Below are 17,748 nucleotides of genomic sequence, written 5' to 3'. Positions count from 1 at the left end.
GATGGCAGCCGCCCCTACCCACCTCTGGATTGATATACTTGTAGGAGAATAATCTGGAGGTAACCCGAAATGAATAATCCATATCTCATTGCCGTAGTCGACGATGATGAACATATACGCAATCTTGTTGAAGCTTATTTACAAAAAGAAAACTACCACACCATCGGCCTTGGCAGCGCTGAGGAAGCATGGACCTTGTGGCAGACTAGCCCCCCGGATATGTGGGTACTCGACGTTATGCTCCCCGGCATGGATGGTTATGAGTTCTGTAAAAGGATTCGTAACGAAGCCGAAGTACCGATCATTATGATCTCCGCAAGAGATAATGAAGTGGATAAAATATTAGGATTGGAGCTTGGCAGTGACGATTATCTAGTCAAGCCGTTCAGCCCTCGTGAATTAGTCGCCCGGATCAAACGGCAGCTTCAACGCTGGTACAAAATGAGTAATCAGGCCGAAAAGTTGAACAGTCAGACCACTTCCACCCGTCTTGAAATCGACCAGCTTCTACTATTGCCGGAAGAAAGACGTGTATTCTGGTGTGGTGAAGAGGTGGACTTGACCAGCAAGGAATTCACCATGCTAAAAGTATTCGCCGATGCCCCTAACCGGGCATTTACAAGAGATGAGCTGCTGAGCTATGTGTGGGGGGACGACTATTTTGGAAGTGATCGCGCCGTGGATCATCTAATTAAACGGATGCGCAAAAAACTGGAGCATTTGCCCATTGAGGCAGTATGGGGACACGGATACCGCATGAGAACAGATGGGGGTGAGCATACGAATGAAACTAGCACATCAGATTAATTTAGCCTTTAGTATTGCATTGGTATTGCTACTATCTATTACTGCAGTCGTGATCCATTTTGTACTACTCAACCATTTTGTCGGAACACAAAAAGAGGATTTAAGAACCATTGGTGCGGCGATGTCAGTTACATTGACTGAAGAAAGTAAATACATCGGGGAGATTGGCACTCAGCTGGAAGCTCTGCCGGTGACCTTACCTTCTCTAAGCACTGCAGGCGTCGAAGCCATTCTTAGCGATGAGACAGGAAAAGTCTTGTCCACATCATCAGAGATGAGTTCAATTGCAATAAACTATGATGCCAAGAGTGTCACAGGCCAAGCCACTGAGCTCCAGAACATTTGGAATGGAACAGATACACGGTATATTACTGAAGTGAAGGCTACACCTATAGGCACGCTAACTCTACTAACCCCTATGAGCGCAGTCACTGCTATTGAACAAGCTTTGCTCAAAAGACTGCTGATCGTTTTCAGCGCAGCGGGAGCATTTATGTTCCTATTTGGCCTATTTATCACCAAGAAGCTGATTCAACCTCTAATGAGGCTGCAACAAGAACTCCGCAAAGTCAAAGAACGGCACTTCTCAGATGTTAAATTAATTAAAGCTGGTGGAGAGCTTGGATCTGTCGCTCAATCGGTATATGACATGGCAGATGAATTAAATCGTTTCAACCATGTGCAGAAACAATTTTTCCAGAATGCGTCTCATGAATTAAAAACTCCCTTAATGTCCATTTCCGGCTACGCTGAAGGGATTAAGGATGGTGTTTTTGAAGGTGAGAATGTAGTAAAAGGGCTAGACATTATCATGAGCGAAAGCAGCCGCTTGAAGAAGCTCGTGTCCGAAATGACTTTACTTGCGAAGCTGGACAGCGAGGAAGATATATTCAAGCCTACGGTTATTTGTTTAAAAGATCTACTGACAGAAACCATCGAACGAATGAACCCTCTATTAATGAAAAAAGAATTAACCCTCCATATCTCCCACGATCATCAAGATTCTCTTACGATCCGTACGGATAGGGATAAGCTGCTACAGGCGCTTCTTAATGTAGTTTCCAATGCAGCACGTTATGCTAATCAACATATCTATATCCATGTTTCAGTCAAGGAGGGCCGGGCTCTGTTATCCGTAAGTGACGATGGCCCTGGAATTTCGGACGATCTGCTTCCTTATCTCTTCCATCGTTTTGTAAAAGGAAAAGACGGAGAATCCGGACTTGGACTGGCTATTTCCCGCGCAATCATCGAGCGTTGTGGAGGTCAGATCAGCGCAGGCAACCGAAGAAATGGCGGTGCGGTAATCTCGATGGGGTTTCCTTTATAAATATCCATAAGAGGCTGTCTCAAAAGTAGTAAACTCTACTTGGGGCAGCTTCTTTTTTATGGAATAGAATTGAAAAGAAAAGTAATGGATTTTACTGTGCCATATGACTATATACCACGCGTAGCGTTCTCTGATATTGGGTTGGGCGGTTGGATGGTGGGCGGTGAGCGGTGAGCGGTGGACGGTGGGTGGTTGGAAGGTTGGATGGTGGGCAGTTGGGCGGTGAACGATATATTAGGTGAGTTTTTCATACGGCTTGCGGTAGGGTTTAAACTAATTAGGGAAAAACTCCCTGAAAATAGCCGATATTCGCTCTAAATGCACGAAATCAGGGATTTCCTCCCTAATAAATAGGGGATTTCTTAATTAGTTACTAAATCGGCCGAAAATCAGGTAAGTTTTCCCTAATTATAAGTCTGATGAACAGAAATCTCTGAATTTCAGGGAGAAATTCCCTAATTACTCTATAAATACTTCACCTATTGCATCACTTGCAGCGTCACTTGGAGCGACACATGAATCATCAATTGCTCATCACTTGGTGCGCCGCTTAATTCAATCGCTCAACATGTACATAAGAGCTGGAACAGGCCTCATCAGCTACTTGAACATTCATCGTCGGTCACCATCTATATTTTTACTGGTAAATGATGCCGTTTCTACTTCATGGTAAATATAGCTACTATTTTGGGTAATATATAGTCGAAGTAACAATTACACCTTACCTCTGATAAGAGTTAGATACTACATTTTTTTCACAAAAAGGAGATACCAACATGAGCAGACTTGCAGGAAAAGTAGCTATTATTACTGGTGGAGCAGGCGGTATTGGTAAAGGGATGGCCCTGGCTTTTGTTAAAGAAGGCGCTAAGGTAGCTATTATTGACCTCAATGAAGAAACCGGCAAAGAAACAATTAAAGAATTACAAGAATATCAACCTGAATCTATCTTTATTCAAGCGAACCTCAAGGAACACGATAAAATAGCTCACCTTGCTAAACAAGTAGCTGATAAATTTGGAAAAATAGATATTTTAGTAAACAATGCCCACGCATCCAGAATGAAATCTATCGAAGAAACTACACAGGCTGATTTCGATTTATCTTTTGATACAGGCTTCTATCCAACCTTCTATTTCATGCAAGCAGCACTACCGTATTTAAAAGAAGCACAAGGTAAAATTATTAATTTTGCATCGGGCGCTGGCCTCAACGGGGATACCAATCAAGGAACATATGCTGCTGCAAAAGAAGCCATCCGTGGAATTACCCGGGTAGCCGCTAATGAATTTGGTCCATTTGGAATCAATGTAAACATCATTGCTCCAATTGCTAATTCCCCTGGCATGATTGAATGGGCAGAAGCAAACCCTGAGTATTACCAAAACATGATTTCGAAAATCCCTTTGAGAAGATTGGGTGAACTGGAAAGTGATATCGGGCGTGTTGCGGTATTCCTAGCGAGTGAAGATTCCGATTATATTACGGGCCAGACTATCATGGTAGATGGCGGGTCTATTAAGCTTCGTTAATTTCAAGCAGATACTCGACTTAAAATGAATAAATTTGATGCTAAATAAATAAGCCGGAAGTGAACATCGTAAAATGTTCGCTTCCGGCTTTACTACTTTCTATTTAATCGTGATTTCGTCCACATATACGGTAGCACTACCTACTGGATCAGTTGCTGTGGTCATGACTTGAACGCCAATCGCTTGGGTCAAATTACGATCCGCTACCTTGCTGATATCCAGTGTTATTGTAGTAAATCCATTGGCATCTACTGGTGTAGCCGTAGAAGCAGTCCATGTTCCCCAGCTTGAGCCACTTTGGGTGAACAGCTGAGCCATTACACCGCTAACATCGCTTGCATCAATAGGTACAACCTTGATTTTAAGCGTAATTGTTGATGCATTCGCTAAGTTGGTAACCACCATACGACGCAGCTGGAATTGCCCTCCATTCAATGTTAAGTCCGCTTGCATCGAATGAGTTCCCTCAGCATACACAGCATTGCTCACCGATAGATTCTGAGCCAGCGCTGTATTATATTTATTATTTTCATCCACATTGATGCTGAAGCCTTGCAGTGTATTGTCCTCGAAGCCATAGACGACAGCTTCAGGTGCGGTACCATTCTTCAGGGTCCGAACATCATCCAGATACAGCGTAGAAGTTCCCGTACCACTGAATCCCTCGAGCTTGATACCTATGGCTTTTACACTATTAAGATCTGCAATACCTGCCAAGTTGAGCGAAACCGTAGTAAATCCGCTCGAATCTACTTTCACAGCTCCACTGTCAGCCCAAGACCAGGTTGATCCCGTCTTAATATACAAACGTGCATCCGCTGTTCCGTTCGACAGTTTAATTTGTGCGCTTAATTTATCAACCGCGCTCAGATCCAGACTGCCATTTTTGCTGAGCTCAAAAGCTCCATCTGAATCGAGTGAGAACAAGGTGCTTAACGAATGAGTTCCCTCAGCAGCCTCATCAGTCGAGATTACCGCCGCGCTTGCACTCGCATTATTTTGCTCTACTGTCCAGTCCTGAGTATCTTTTTCGAAACCATACAACAGCTTCGCCTGTTCTGGCGTGCTGCCAGGGCCTTCGCCCCCATTAGGAACGCCACCCGTTCCATCATTAAACGCTGCAATATCGTCGAAGTACAGCGTACCAGACGTACTTGCTACTATGTCCTTTTTATTTACGTAGATAGACACTGCCCGAATGTCCTTAAGGTTCTCTTTAGTGATTACTTTACCGGCATTTCCTGTATCCCATGGCGCTGGAGCGAACTGGCTGAATGGAATTTCCACCAAGCCAGGTGTCGTACCTGCCAGTGAAGGATAAGCTTCAAAAGAAATGCCGCTTGCATTGACCTGAATAACAAGCTTGTGGTCGCTGCCATCAGGTGCAATCCAGAGCTTCAATTTGTTGGCGTCCGACCAGTCGGCATTATTCATGTTTTTGGTACGACCTGTATAACCCTGGCCATCCACATTATAATCGAATCTCAGGCCATACTTGCCATCATTTTTATGGTCCGCATCAAGTGAGATCGTATTTAGATCACCCGCAGGACTTAATGCCGCACGAAGTAATTCATCATTCCCTTTGTAATTCTCAAAAGTATCTACAATCAATGGGTCCCCATTGCCCTCTACGTCACTTACAAAGATTAGGATCGTTTGTAAAAGTACAGAACCATCCTTTGCATAGGACTTAACAGTAAGCATCACGCCAGTTTCGTCGAAGGCTACACCTGGTGTCCAATCTGCCAAGTAATAGAAACCTTCTGCGTCAGCTGCCATGCTGTACTCTGTTGTGTCATCCCCAATCAGGTAGGTTACTTTATCCACATCCTGATTCAACACACGAACACGAAGGGTCGATGCTTTTGTCGTGGGCACTGTTTGGTTTGCCGTTGGTGAGGCAATGTGTAAAAAAGGTTGCTCGGTTTCTGTAGTTACCTGTTTCGAATACGCATCCGCAATAGCCACTTCATGGCTGAAGCTTGTATACGGATCATTATAATAGTCTACAAAATCAGGGAGCAGTTCATGATCCCCTAGCCCGTTTGGAGCATTTCTATAAGGGACAAAGATAGAATCTGTATTGAAATTCGCCCAAGTCTGCATGTACGCCATCCGTTTAGCATCCGGATCAGACTGCAGCGCAGCGATTAGCTTGGTAAAGAATTTCAGGTCCTTCGTTCCAGTTGGCTTCACACCCGAATAACCGAACTCAGTAAATGCTGCGATTTTCCCCTTATCATCCGCCAGCTTCGAGATCAGCTTAGCATCCTTCACGACTGAATCAAACCAACCCTCAGTGGTTCCGTCATAATAATTATCGAAGCCAAGGATATCGACATAGTCATCTCCCGGATACGTCTCTAGGAATGTCGCATCTGTGCCGTTAAATGGACTTCCCGGTGAGAACGCATATAAGAAGTTATGCACATCTTTTTTGTCCCTTAAGTATTCAACGGTATAACGATAAATTTCAGCATACTGCTCCTTCGTACGGTAAGGCGCACCCCACCAGAACCAGCCACCATTTTGCTCGTGGAATGGACGGAAAATGACTGGAATAGCTTTACCATCATCATCTTTTAAGTTATTCGCAAAGTCCGCAATCATATCCAGGAATGCATTAAACTCTGCATGTTTGTCACCGCCGGGTAATATATGCGTAAGCACATTCCCTTTGGTGTCATAAAAGTCCTTTCCTGTGACGAAGTTCGGCATATGCGAGCTTAATGTAAGCACGCCGCCTTTTTCATAAGCAGATTTCATCACGCCGATTAATTTATCACGATTCTCCAGCTGGGTTGCGCCTAGATCGCCTGGTTTCTCAAAACCTTCAAGACTAAGCGTATCCCAGCCGAACAGCCCCGGAAGGTCGCCTACTGCATTCTCGACCTCAGACTGCGTTCCGTCCTTTTCAGTAATAGAAAGTCCTTCTGTAGTAGCATGCTGATGTCCAAACAAGATCTCACTGCCGCGGATATCCTGTAAATAGGCGAATAGCGATCTAGTCTCACTACTTGCACCAACATCCGCTAAATTCTCGATACGTCCCACAGGACCCGTCGGGTCTGTCGGTGTCGGTGTTGCTGTTGCTGTCGGTGTCGCTGTTGGTGTCGGTGTTTCCGTTGGTATTGGTGTCGCTGTAGGTGCCGCGGTTGGATTAGTCGGACCTGCCGGCGTTGTTGATGAGCCTGATGCCGAGGTAGGCGCTGGGGTAGTCGTTGCTACAGGACCTTGATTGCCTTTGATAATGACAATTGTGCCAGGAGCAATGGGCTTACCGTTCAACGTTACTCCTGTTGCTTTAACGTCCGCTTTTGCAATGTCGCCCTGACCGGAAAGAGTGGTTCCAGTCGCTTTGACAGCTACGTTTAGATTAGCAATCGATGCGCCTTCACCTAGGATCAGCCCCACAGTGCTATTTAGAATTCCCGTGGTGATCATCGTCCCAGTTCCAAACTCCAGTCTTGCTAGACTATCTACCGTTAGCTGAGAAATTTGGGTTGTACCACTCGTGAGGACACGAACCTCACCCTCTTTACGATTTATATTTACTTTGCCTAATGAGCTATTCTTAATAAGAATGGAGTTTATCCCGCCACCTGCAATAAATGTGGTGCCCGTAACCTTAATACCCTCAAGGGTCACTTCGCCGTTACCGATCCCAGCAGTTAGATACAGGTTTCCGTTTATCGTTGCATTTTTTAACACAACACCATCCTGATTAACGACTACATTCCCAAAAACTATTCCTCCTTCAAAGCTTCCAGATTGCGAGTAATAACTCTTCACTATTTTATTAATTAACGTTATAACTTCGGCACGGGTGATCCTTCCAAGCGGCTTAAAGGTTCCATCCTCATACCCTGTAATCAAACCTGAGAGCGCATGAACTGCATCCTTAGCATAAGCCTGAATCTGAGCGGAATCACTAAATCCGCTCATCGATGAAGCGCTTTCAATGTCTTGAAGAGTAAATATCCGAGCCAACATCGTCACCGCATCCTGACGCGTTATATAATCAGTAGCTTGTGCTTTATTCTCTGAGTATCCTTCATAATACCCAGCATATCGTGCCAACGAAAGCTGATCTGCATACCAATCGGTCGCTTTTACATCGGAAAAAGATTGATCTGACTTCATATAGAAACCAAATACCTTATTCAAGATCGTAGCAAACTCAGCTCTTGTAATTCCTTCATTGGGATGAAAAGAACCATCCTGATACCCGTTTAATACGCCATTTTCTACCCACTTCGCAATATTTTGTTGTGCCCAGTGACCCTGTGTATCACCGAATCCCACAGTCGATGGCGCTGCTGCTGCAGAAATTACAGAGGGGAAAGGAGACATTATCATTGCACAGGCAAGTATACTCCCCAGCCACTTTTTCGCTTTTTTCATTCCTAATTCTCCTTCGAAAATGAATGGATTTGATAATAAGAATAGCCAACCAGCTGTTATGAACCCAATAACTATCTGTCCTTATAGAAGACAATTACAGACCTACTCGCTAACTATTCACCTCCACATACTCAGCTTCGTTATTAATAACAAACACTAACAAAATATTTTAATTTCGTTAGATATTTCGGTATATGCAAGATTATAGCGGTTACATTGGCATAAAACAATCTAAATATTCCCTTTTGTTATAATTATTTTATTGTTTACGTTAGTATTAATGTTAGTAATTCCGAAAATAAATAACAAAATTCAATTTAATATAACAAAAACAGACACCCCGCAGGAGTGCCTCCCAATAATCATATAGATGAGATCCGATTCATTTATCATGTTTTATTGGTGGCACGGAAACACAGTTGTACCTTCCCGCACCTCTTTCGTCAGATCGTCCATAGTGACAAGATTACGTGTAGTTCCGAGAACGATAATGACATAATACGATTGCCCACTTGAATCCTCGAGCACTACCTGATAACCCGACCCTCCAAATAAGGGTTTGCAAATCGTTGCAACTCTCAGCGACGCACTTTCCGTGTACTCTTTGCGCACATAATCCATTCCAAGGCTTCCTGCTGCCTGCTTGTTCTGACGCTCCGAATTTCCGTGAATTACTGCTATTATTACCGCTCCAATAATTATGATAATAAGGACTAGATAACCTAAATGTTTTTTTCTCATCTTTCCTCCTTATTACATAGAGTGATATTGGCACAGCAACGGGGCGATTAGCAATAATCTCGTTTCCGTAGGCACCCTATCCCGTGATTAAGTATGCCGAAGCCGATACCTATAAGCATAATTTTACCCCTACTCTACTTCAACAGCTTAACCTATATAAAAACAAAAGGCACCCCCAAGGGCGCCTTCATTATCACTACATATTAGTTGTGCTAGTTATTTATAAGACTCTGCCAGCGAGTTCGCCACCACTATCGCATTGTACACATCTTCCGGAGTAACCGGGAACGGCATATTGCCCATTGTGTCTCCTTCTGCACAAGCAGCTTCAGCAACTTGGCGCCATTCGGATTCGATAAATTCCGTGCACCCCAGATCGGCGAGGGTTAGCGGAAGATCTACATCCTTGATAAGCTTAATGACAGTTTCCAGCTCCTCATTTGAGGCATTTTCCAGTACTAGCTGGGCTAAAAGACCAAACGTAACCTTTTCACCATGCTGAGCTTTGTGTAGTGAAGGAACGGCTGTCATCCCATTATGAATAGCATGCGCGGCAGCCAGACCACCAGATTCAGCACCCACACCACTTAGATAAATTGTCGCTTCAATGGTCTCCTCCACCGCGCGTGTATAGAGCTTCTGATCAACCGCACGTTTTGCTTTTACCGCATTCTTAAGTAGAGCTTCATAACAAAGTCTCGATATACCTAGACCCGTTGTAGAAGGTTTCATAAGTACGAGATTGTCGCCATTAGAGGCATAACAAGCACGGGCTTCAAAATAAGTAGCCAGTGCGTCGCCAATTCCAGCTGCGAAAAAACGGGAAGGCGCTGAAGCTAAAATCGCTGTATCCGCCAAGACCACATCCGGATTACTTGGGAGGAATAAGTATTGATCAAATGAACCATCTTTATTATAAATGACAGCCAGCGCTGTACATGGTGCATCAGTAGATGCAATCGTCGGAAAAATAACTACAGGCAGCTTCTCATAATACGCAGTAGCTTTGGCAGTGTCCAGTGTTTTACCTCCCCCGATACCGACGATGATATTCGCCCCAGCTTTACGGGCAAGTTCCCGATTACGATTAATCTCTTCCTGAGTACATTCATAATTGAATTTTTCAAAAGTAGCCTTATTCCCCGCACCTTCGATGGAACTCCCCGCCTCTTTCTTAGCACGTTCCAAAATGAACTCATCACAGATCACATAGGCATGATCGCCAAACGCCTTAATATACTCATTCAGATCTGACAGTAAGTTATGGCCGGAGATAAATTTCTTTGGTGAAGTAACGGATCTAACGAAATGTGACATTGTGCAAGACTCCTTGTTGTGTGTTTTAGTAAGCATAAAGACGCAATTCCTACATATTATTACCCCGCTACCCAAGAAATACTCAAGCTGCATTCTCCAAAGGCACTCATCAGAGCATGCAAAAAAAGACACCCCTCAGGGCGTCCTTTGATTTTTTTATATCTATTATATAACACGATGCTGAACCCATTTCTTGCCCATAAATCGCCGCAGGAAAATCAAACCTCTGATCCCCCACTCACAATTCATCGCCAGCCAAACGCCGAGTATACCAAAGTTCAGAACAATACCTAAGATGTATCCGAGCACTACACGGAACAGCCACATCGTAAGCATCGAAACCATGGAGGTGAATTTGGAATCCCCTGCCGCTCTAAGCGCCGAAGGCGTAATAAAGCTTATAGACCATAACGGAATTTGCGCAATCGTATTGATGAGCACAATCAGGAAGATATCACCCACAATCTCAGCAGGAGGATGGAACATAGACACTAATGGATTGAAAAAAGGCATAATCAGCAACCCCATCACCACCAGGGAAAGAGAAGAGGCGACAAGGAATGATTTAATAAATTTTCGAGCATCCTTAACATTATTGCTTCCCATACATTGTCCCACCACTGTAATAATCGTCAAGGACAACGCATTCCCCGGGATTTGCATAATCCCTGCAAAGGAGGAGGCAATCGCATTAGTCGCAAGTGCATACGTACCCAGACTAACGATGAAGATCTGAGTCAGAATTTTACCACCATTAAAGAACATCTGCTCTGCCGCAAACGGCATCCCGATGAACATTATTTTTTTCAGCATAGACAGCTTAACCGCTACAAGATCGCGAATACGGATATGCAGATCGTTGTCCAATCGGAATAGATAATAAAGTGCGCAGAACGCCCCCAGGTATCTAGCTATATTTATAGAAATGGTCATCCCCAGAACACCCATATGCAACAGGTTAATAAAGACGAGATTCAATAAGACATAAGTTAAATTCATAATTAGCGAAAGTACAAGCGAGGCCCTCGTTCTACCAATTCCACGAAGAGCACCACATACCGCTTCCACAACAGCTATACCAAGATAAGAGATACAGCTCCCGATTAAATATATTCGGGCGTTCTCCATAACCTCCGGTGAGGCCGCTCCAAATAGTAAATTCAACAGCGGATTGTGAAAAAGAATTCCGAACATCCCAATAGCAAATGCCATCAGCGAAACAGATGACGTAGCACCTGCCGTAGCTTTTGACACCATGAGGTCATTGCCGCTCCCTTTATACTGCGCAACAACAACCGTCCCACCTGTTGAGACGGCAATAAACACACTAATGAGAAAAATATTAAGAGAATCTATCATATTGACCGCACTGATAGCTGCCACACCAGACGAGCTTATCATAGCTGTATTCACTAGATTAAGACCCACCACAAAGGCCTGATCCACTAGGATAGGGATGAATAAAGCAATCATCTGACGATAATCTATCGATTCACCAGAGAAATACTTTTCTAGAAACCGCACACTTTGCTTCGTATTTACACCTACATTAGGCTCCATCTTTGCTTCACTTCTTTTACATAGAGTTTGTCAAATTGAATTATGCGTATAAATAGAAAAAGGCTCTTCAGGTTGAAGAGCGATTCAAAAGTATTGCCTGTTTATATGCACTTAGGTATGCGGTCGAGAGGACTCGAACCTCCACGGGGGTTAGCCCACACGGACCTGAACCGTGCGCGTCTGCCAATTCCGCCACGACCGCACAAGATATAAAAAAATACAGTGCAGAATATAAGTTAACATGATTTCACAGAAAGAGCAACAACAAATTTAACAAGTAAAAGCGTCTTCGGTGCCCTTGTAAGGGCAGTAAGCGTTTAAGGGAAGACTATAAGAGTATTGGTGTCACTTATACTTTCTTATATTTAAAAAAAGTGTATCGGTGCCCTCAAGAGGATCATCGATACACTTTTAGTTAGAACAATAGAATTATGATGCTTGTCCAAGCATGCGATAGATGATAACCGCTGCTTGAGCGCGATTAGCTATACCCTTAGGTGCAAATTTCCCACCATCAACACCGTTGACGATTCCCAATTGAGTTAGCTGTGCGATAGCCTCTTGTGCATAAGGAGCAATACTGGATTTGTCTGCAAACTTACCCAATGCTGCATTTTTATCAATCGGCTGTAGTTTGTCTTTCAGTGCGTTAGCAACCATAATGGCCATCTCTTCACGAGTCACTTCACGACCCGGTTCAAATTTGCCATTTCCAGAGCCTTGTACAAGTCCAGCCTTCACCGCAAGGGCGATAGAATCCGTGTACCAAACTCCTTGTTTAACATCATTGAACGAACTGGTTGTTGCTGAACCCGTAAGATTCAGTGCGCGTACCAGCATCGTAACGAACTCTGCTCTAGTCACTGTTTTGGTTGGCGCAAAAGTATTTGCATCCAGACCTTTCAGAATGCCCTTAGCAGCCAATGCTTCAATAGCTTCTTGCGCCCAAGCTACCTTGCCCAGATCCTTGAAGTTTGCTGCTGGCGCAGTAGTTGGTGCAGGTGTTGCCGTTGGTGCTGTTGATGGTGCTGGTGTTGCTGTTGGTTTCGCGGTTGGAGTAGGCGTTGGAGTTACACCGGTAGAACCGCCTCCACTGCCACTGCCTGATCCCGAATCAGCCTTTAATTTATTGATAATACGACCTTCAATGGCTGCTTTAATCTCTTTGCCATTAAACGTTTTTACAATGTAGTCGTAGAACACGTCCAAATCAATAGGTCCAGCCAATGAATCACTAGCTTGAGTCAGAACCTTGTAGTTATCTCCACCCGCAGCCATAAAGTTATTTACTACTGCTGTATATTTCTGCGTAGGATTAATTGGTGTTCCATCAGTTAGTGTGAGGATCGCAATACGATCGGCTACTGGCAGATACATATTCGCTGTATATTTCAGTCCGGAAATTTGCAGCGTTTTGATATCTGGTGTTCCATCAGCTTTTACATTCCATTGCTGTTGCAGCAATGTTTTGATTTGCGCTCCGGTTAGTGTCAGCTTCACAAGCGTGTTGCCGAATGGCTGAATTTTAGCCAGATCGCCGAAGGTAACAGGACCTTTCGGAAGGTCCGCACGGATACCGCCTGGATTCATAAAGGCGAAATCGGCAGCTTTTGCACCATCGCCGAAGTCAGCATTACGCATAGAGTCAGCAATCAGATTACCAAGTGCAGCCTCATTATTGTAAGCATCGGTACGAGTGATAGTTCCGTCCGTTGTACCCACTGGTTGAGTGAGCTCAGGATGCTTCTCAAGGTAAGCATTAACCAGTGCCACACTTTCCAGATCTGGGGTTACCCCATCATGGAAGGTGGAAGTTACCACAGCAGACTTGTCCTTCACATCACCTGTTTTAGGATCAATGATCAACTTGATATCCTCAAATGCTGTACCGTAAGAATAAGCTTGTACAATCAGCTTGCCGTTTACTGTTCCATTTGCAAGTGCATGGTTATCACCAGCAACGATAACATCAACAGGGGATTCCGCAGGAAGCGCATTGGCTAGATCAGCCGCTTCACCTGTAGTCACACCATCTTTGGTTGTTGCAGGATCATGTGCAAGCACGATAATCGTCTCAACACCTTTAGATTGAAGCTCCTTAGCGTATTTCTCAACAGCCGCCACTTCCTCTTCAGGCGTGAGGAAATGCACGCCAGCCGTACCGGAAGGTGCCACCTTACTTGGTGTGGATTTCGTTACCAGACCAATAAAGCCGATCTTCACACCGCCTACTTCTTTGATTACATAAGGATTAATAATTGGCTCGCCAGTTTTGGCATCCACTGCATTCGCATTAACATAATCAAAATCAGATCCAGCATGGTTAACTTTATTATCCTTAGGGTCGATACCACCATAAAGCTGTGTCATCAGTGCATCAACACCTTGGTCAAATTCGTGATTACCAAGAGAACCCACATCAAATTTCATCATGTTCATCCAAGCATGAGTCGGCTCATCGCGCTCAAGGGACGATACTGGAGCGGATGCTCCAACGGAGTCACCATTATGGAAGAGTAATGAGTTCTCATATTTTGCACGAGTTGCTTTCAAATAAGTCGCGAGATAAGCTGCTGTGCCTACAGACTTATTGTTCACTGTAGAAACAGTGTCGAGTTGACCATGGAAGTCATTAATTCCAAGAAGGTGAACCTCCACATCTTCCGTCGGTGCAGGTGTCTTCACACTTAGATCTAGCTTGAAAATTCCAAAGCCCTTATTATCTTGCTGTCCAGTATCGGAAATGTTCGCTGGGAGTACATTTGCCGCTTTAGGTGTTGTTGTAAATGTAACATTCACATTGCCTTTGATAGGTGCCAAGGACCAGTTACCATCAGCAGTTGGATCAATCGTACCAGCTTCACTGATGTAGTCCATCAGAACCTGACGATTCTCATCTTGAGAGTCTACAACCAGCTCTGCACCTTTAACACCCGGGAAGTTCCCGCCACCACTTGCGCGGTAATTATTAGTAACAACAATGAAATCCTGATCTAGATCTAAAGGTTGATCATTGTAAGTGACATCCGTTACACGACTCGAAGAAGCATCATTAATCGTACCATCCGGATTGTACTTCGCGTTTTTCGTCACATCAATTTTATATTGAACCCCATCGATTACATCGAAGTTAAAAACTGAAAATTTCGTATTCAACAGAGACTGCGGAGTCGAGATCCCTGGTTTGATGCGGTTAAATGCGCCCGCACTCATTTCCAGCCATTCTTTTACAACAGTACCCTTAACTTTGATTGCTTTAAGGGTATTATCGTATAAATACAGGTCACTTGCGCTACGAATAGTCAAGTCACCCTTATCAATACTGGTGTACTCATCAGGTCCGTTGCGTCCTGCTTTAAAAGGAGCACCAACACTAAGAATGGCAAGGTCCTTATATTGAGGAACATTGATATCAATATAATTCTGAACGTACCACTTTTGTGCATACGTAACAAGTTGAACCGTAGGATCATCCTGAACCATTGCGAAATAGCTGTTCATCGGAGCTGTTGTAACACCAAGCTTTTGTCCAGTATAAGCAATAGTAGCCTCATGTGCTGCTGCAACAGCTGCATCTACAGCTGCATCAGGCTCAACCAGTGGTATATTCACTTTATTCTCTGTCTTATAAATAGAACGAGCAGAAGCTTTTGAACTTTGCTTGTCTACCGTCCAGTCACTACCATCGTATACAATGTTCAGATCGATTAGACCCAAATAAGCTCCGCCGTAACCAGCTTGTACAGCAGGCGTACCGTTAATGTGGCCATTCACATTATCGATCACAGCCTTTTCGTTTGCATACGGTTGTTTAGTAACAGGATCTTTGAACGACGCGTCCAACGTATCGTTATTCCCTGTTGGGAATACCTTATGCGTATGAGAGAACGTAATCGCATCAATATCAGGAACCTTACTCAAAGCGTTAATATCATTCTCAGAACCGTCTCCAACAACGGCGTTAACATCAAACCCCGTATGGGCCATAGCAACAATAATATCTGCTCCCTTTGCTTTCATTTCAGGAACAAATTTTTCTGCCGTTTTAGCAATATCTTCAACGACAACTTTGCCTTCCAGATTAACCTTGTCCCACTCCATGATTTGAGGAGTAACTAGGCCGATTAGACCAACTTGAATCGTCTGCTCATCGCCGTTACTATCCGTTACTTTCTTAGGAATAATAACATAAGGTTGATAAGCATTTGTAACGCCATCCATTTTATATATATTGGCATTCACATAATCAAAATTGGCTCCAGTAGTCATCTCATTACCAGCGCTACCGTTTATCGTACGATCTAAAAATTGTAATCCATAATTGAATTCATGATTACCAAAAGTCGCAGCATCATATCCCATAGCGTTCATGGCTGCAATCATCGGATGGATATCAGTGACATTAGTAGGATCCTTCAGATCCGATTCCTTCGCCACATAAGTACCTAGCGGAGTTCCTTGAATCAAGTCCCCATTGTCGAGCAGGAGGGTGTTGGGTTCTTCACTTTTGGCTTGTTTCACCAAGCTTGCTGTGCGGTCAAGACCGACAGTTACTGAAGCCGCATTCTTAAAATAGTCCCAGCCGTAGACATTGGTGTGCACGTCCGTCGTGCTCATCAGCCGGAGTTTGGCTGTGGCTGCGGATGCTGCTTCAGCTTTATCTGTACCCCAAGCTGCACCCAAACCAATACCTCCAAACACCTGCAAAGAAAGCACTGCAGTTGCTAATACAGAAGCAATCGGCTTATTCCATCGTGTCTTCCATCCCATAATAATATTAGTCCTCCCTATCATTTTCACATAATTTCTGTGATATTATATCACACAAACATAACCAATTATCATATAATTGTAAAAATAATATAAAACAATGTTAAATATAATAACATAAGAAGAAAGACCTAGACTCATGAATCCGTTTTTATAGGTCAAGAGTCAATAGATGCAAAAAGAACACATCTTCACCAGATGTGTCCTAAAAACAATCCTATATAAAGTCTAGAAAAGTCGAATCTATATCTGGCACTACTTTTTACCCATTCATAGCAGTAATCCCAAAACAAATTGCAGTTATTAGAGATAAGGGTGTCATTACAAGTTTTTCTTTCATGCTCCTCGACAATAAGTTCATTATAGTATTAAGCATTAAATAGACGGCAAAAAAATAACATACCCTTCTATCAAAAGGTAATCCAATAGAGATCACATTCCCTGCCTGCAATAAGTACAGGATGGCAACTAGCTGTATCACTACTGAAACTCCACACGCGACTCTCATTTATGAAGGCATAATTCTATGTCTTCCTCCCATTGCAAATTCCCCATAAGGCAATCCCAGAGACAGCAGTATATAAAGAATCACTGCTCCCAAAAAAGTAATACTCCCAATCCATGCTGATATCAAGTTTTCACCCCTCCATAATTTATTTATCGCACATTAAATTATATGAGTGTAATGAATTATTATGGGCATCAACACAAGTGGTAGCTCTTTCACCCAAATATTTTTTTATGATGAACTAGCACAAGCAACACAAAAATATCTGAGTAATATAGAAGTAAATAGACCAATGAGGTGATCCACAAATGGCAAATACAACGAAGATTCGCAAACGTGCTGAACAGCTGAAAGGTAGACCCGTGTGCATTACGTTACATGATGGACGTACGTATATAGGATGGATAACCGGCCTCGATAAGAATGGACTGACCCTTTCCAAACCACGTAAAAACAAACACAGAAAATCAAAAAAACACTCTTCTTCCCGCTCCCGGAAAGCAAACGTATCAGGATTAATGCCCTTATTCGGCTCACTTTTCGGATTGGGTGGAGGCGCTCTAGGCTCCGCAGGAGCAGGGGCTGCCAGTTCTGGAGGCGGTGGTTTTGGCGGATTTGGCGGGTTCGGGGGAATCGGCAACTTTATTGGAATGGTACAAAAAACTATGCCGGTTATGAAGATGGGCTACAATATGATTAAATCTATTTCCCCCTTCCTTAACGGGCTAAAAGGATTAATGGGATAATCAAAAGACACCCCTCAAGGTGTCTTTTAT

The 17,748-nt window shown here is 43.6% G+C and carries 9 protein-coding genes and 1 tRNA gene; 4 read left to right on the top strand and 6 right to left on the bottom strand.

Going from position 1 to position 17,748, the window contains the following annotated elements:
• Window positions 1-69 precede the first annotated feature (69 nt).
• The 3 genes from MKY54_RS01175 to MKY54_RS01165 all read left to right on the top strand — a co-directional run bounded on the left by MKY54_RS01175 (window position 70) and on the right by MKY54_RS01165 (window position 3,669).
• Entirely contained in the window at window positions 70-807 is a 738-nt protein-coding gene (locus MKY54_RS01175) for a response regulator transcription factor (protein WP_076126944.1), read from the top strand.
• Window positions 785-2,137 (top strand): HAMP domain-containing sensor histidine kinase, encoded by a 1,353-nt coding sequence (locus tag MKY54_RS01170; protein WP_339189137.1) that lies wholly within the window; start codon window positions 785-787, stop codon window positions 2,135-2,137. Before MKY54_RS01175 ends, MKY54_RS01170 begins: the two co-directional genes overlap by 23 nt.
• Before the next feature lie 776 nt (window positions 2,138-2,913).
• Entirely contained in the window at window positions 2,914-3,669 is a 756-nt protein-coding gene (locus tag MKY54_RS01165) for an SDR family oxidoreductase (protein ID WP_339189136.1), read from the top strand.
• Between the two features lie 99 nt (window positions 3,670-3,768).
• On the opposite strand, the gene MKY54_RS01160 is transcribed toward MKY54_RS01165, so the two are convergent.
• The 6 genes from MKY54_RS01160 to MKY54_RS01135 all read right to left on the bottom strand — a co-directional run bounded on the left by MKY54_RS01160 (window position 3,769) and on the right by MKY54_RS01135 (window position 16,464).
• On the bottom strand, window positions 3,769-8,076 hold the full coding sequence (locus tag MKY54_RS01160) for a glycosyl hydrolase (protein WP_339189134.1): 4,308 nt from the start codon (window positions 8,074-8,076) through the stop codon (window positions 3,769-3,771).
• 396 nt (window positions 8,077-8,472) lie between these two features.
• Window positions 8,473-8,817 (bottom strand): hypothetical protein, encoded by a 345-nt coding sequence (locus MKY54_RS01155; protein ID WP_076179139.1) that lies wholly within the window; start codon window positions 8,815-8,817, stop codon window positions 8,473-8,475.
• A 216-nt stretch (window positions 8,818-9,033) separates the two neighbouring features.
• On the bottom strand, window positions 9,034-10,134 hold the full coding sequence (locus MKY54_RS01150; RefSeq protein ID WP_076101108.1) for a glycerol dehydrogenase: 1,101 nt from the start codon (window positions 10,132-10,134) through the stop codon (window positions 9,034-9,036).
• A gap of 165 nt (window positions 10,135-10,299) precedes the next feature.
• Complete coding sequence (locus tag MKY54_RS01145; RefSeq protein WP_076218289.1) at window positions 10,300-11,694, bottom strand: MATE family efflux transporter; 1,395 nt, start codon at window positions 11,692-11,694, stop codon at window positions 10,300-10,302.
• Between the two features lie 118 nt (window positions 11,695-11,812).
• Window positions 11,813-11,896 (bottom strand) — tRNA-Leu (locus tag MKY54_RS01140).
• Window positions 11,897-12,123: 227 nt separating this feature from the next.
• Entirely contained in the window at window positions 12,124-16,464 is a 4,341-nt protein-coding gene (locus MKY54_RS01135) for a bifunctional 2',3'-cyclic-nucleotide 2'-phosphodiesterase/3'-nucleotidase (protein ID WP_076308734.1), read from the bottom strand.
• Between the two features lie 816 nt (window positions 16,465-17,280).
• Here MKY54_RS01135 and MKY54_RS01130 point away from each other — a divergent pair.
• Window positions 17,281-17,718: a hypothetical protein gene (locus tag MKY54_RS01130; protein WP_339189130.1), complete on the top strand. Its 438-nt coding sequence runs from the start codon at window positions 17,281-17,283 to the stop codon at window positions 17,716-17,718.
• The last annotated feature ends 30 nt before the right edge of the window (window positions 17,719-17,748 follow it).

The sequence above is a fragment of the Paenibacillus sp. FSL P2-0121 genome, from assembly GCF_037975345.1.
GTDB classification, from domain to species: Bacteria; Bacillota; Bacilli; order Paenibacillales; family Paenibacillaceae; genus Paenibacillus_AQ; species Paenibacillus_AQ odorifer.
This window is presented reverse-complemented; position numbering and strand designations above follow the sequence as displayed.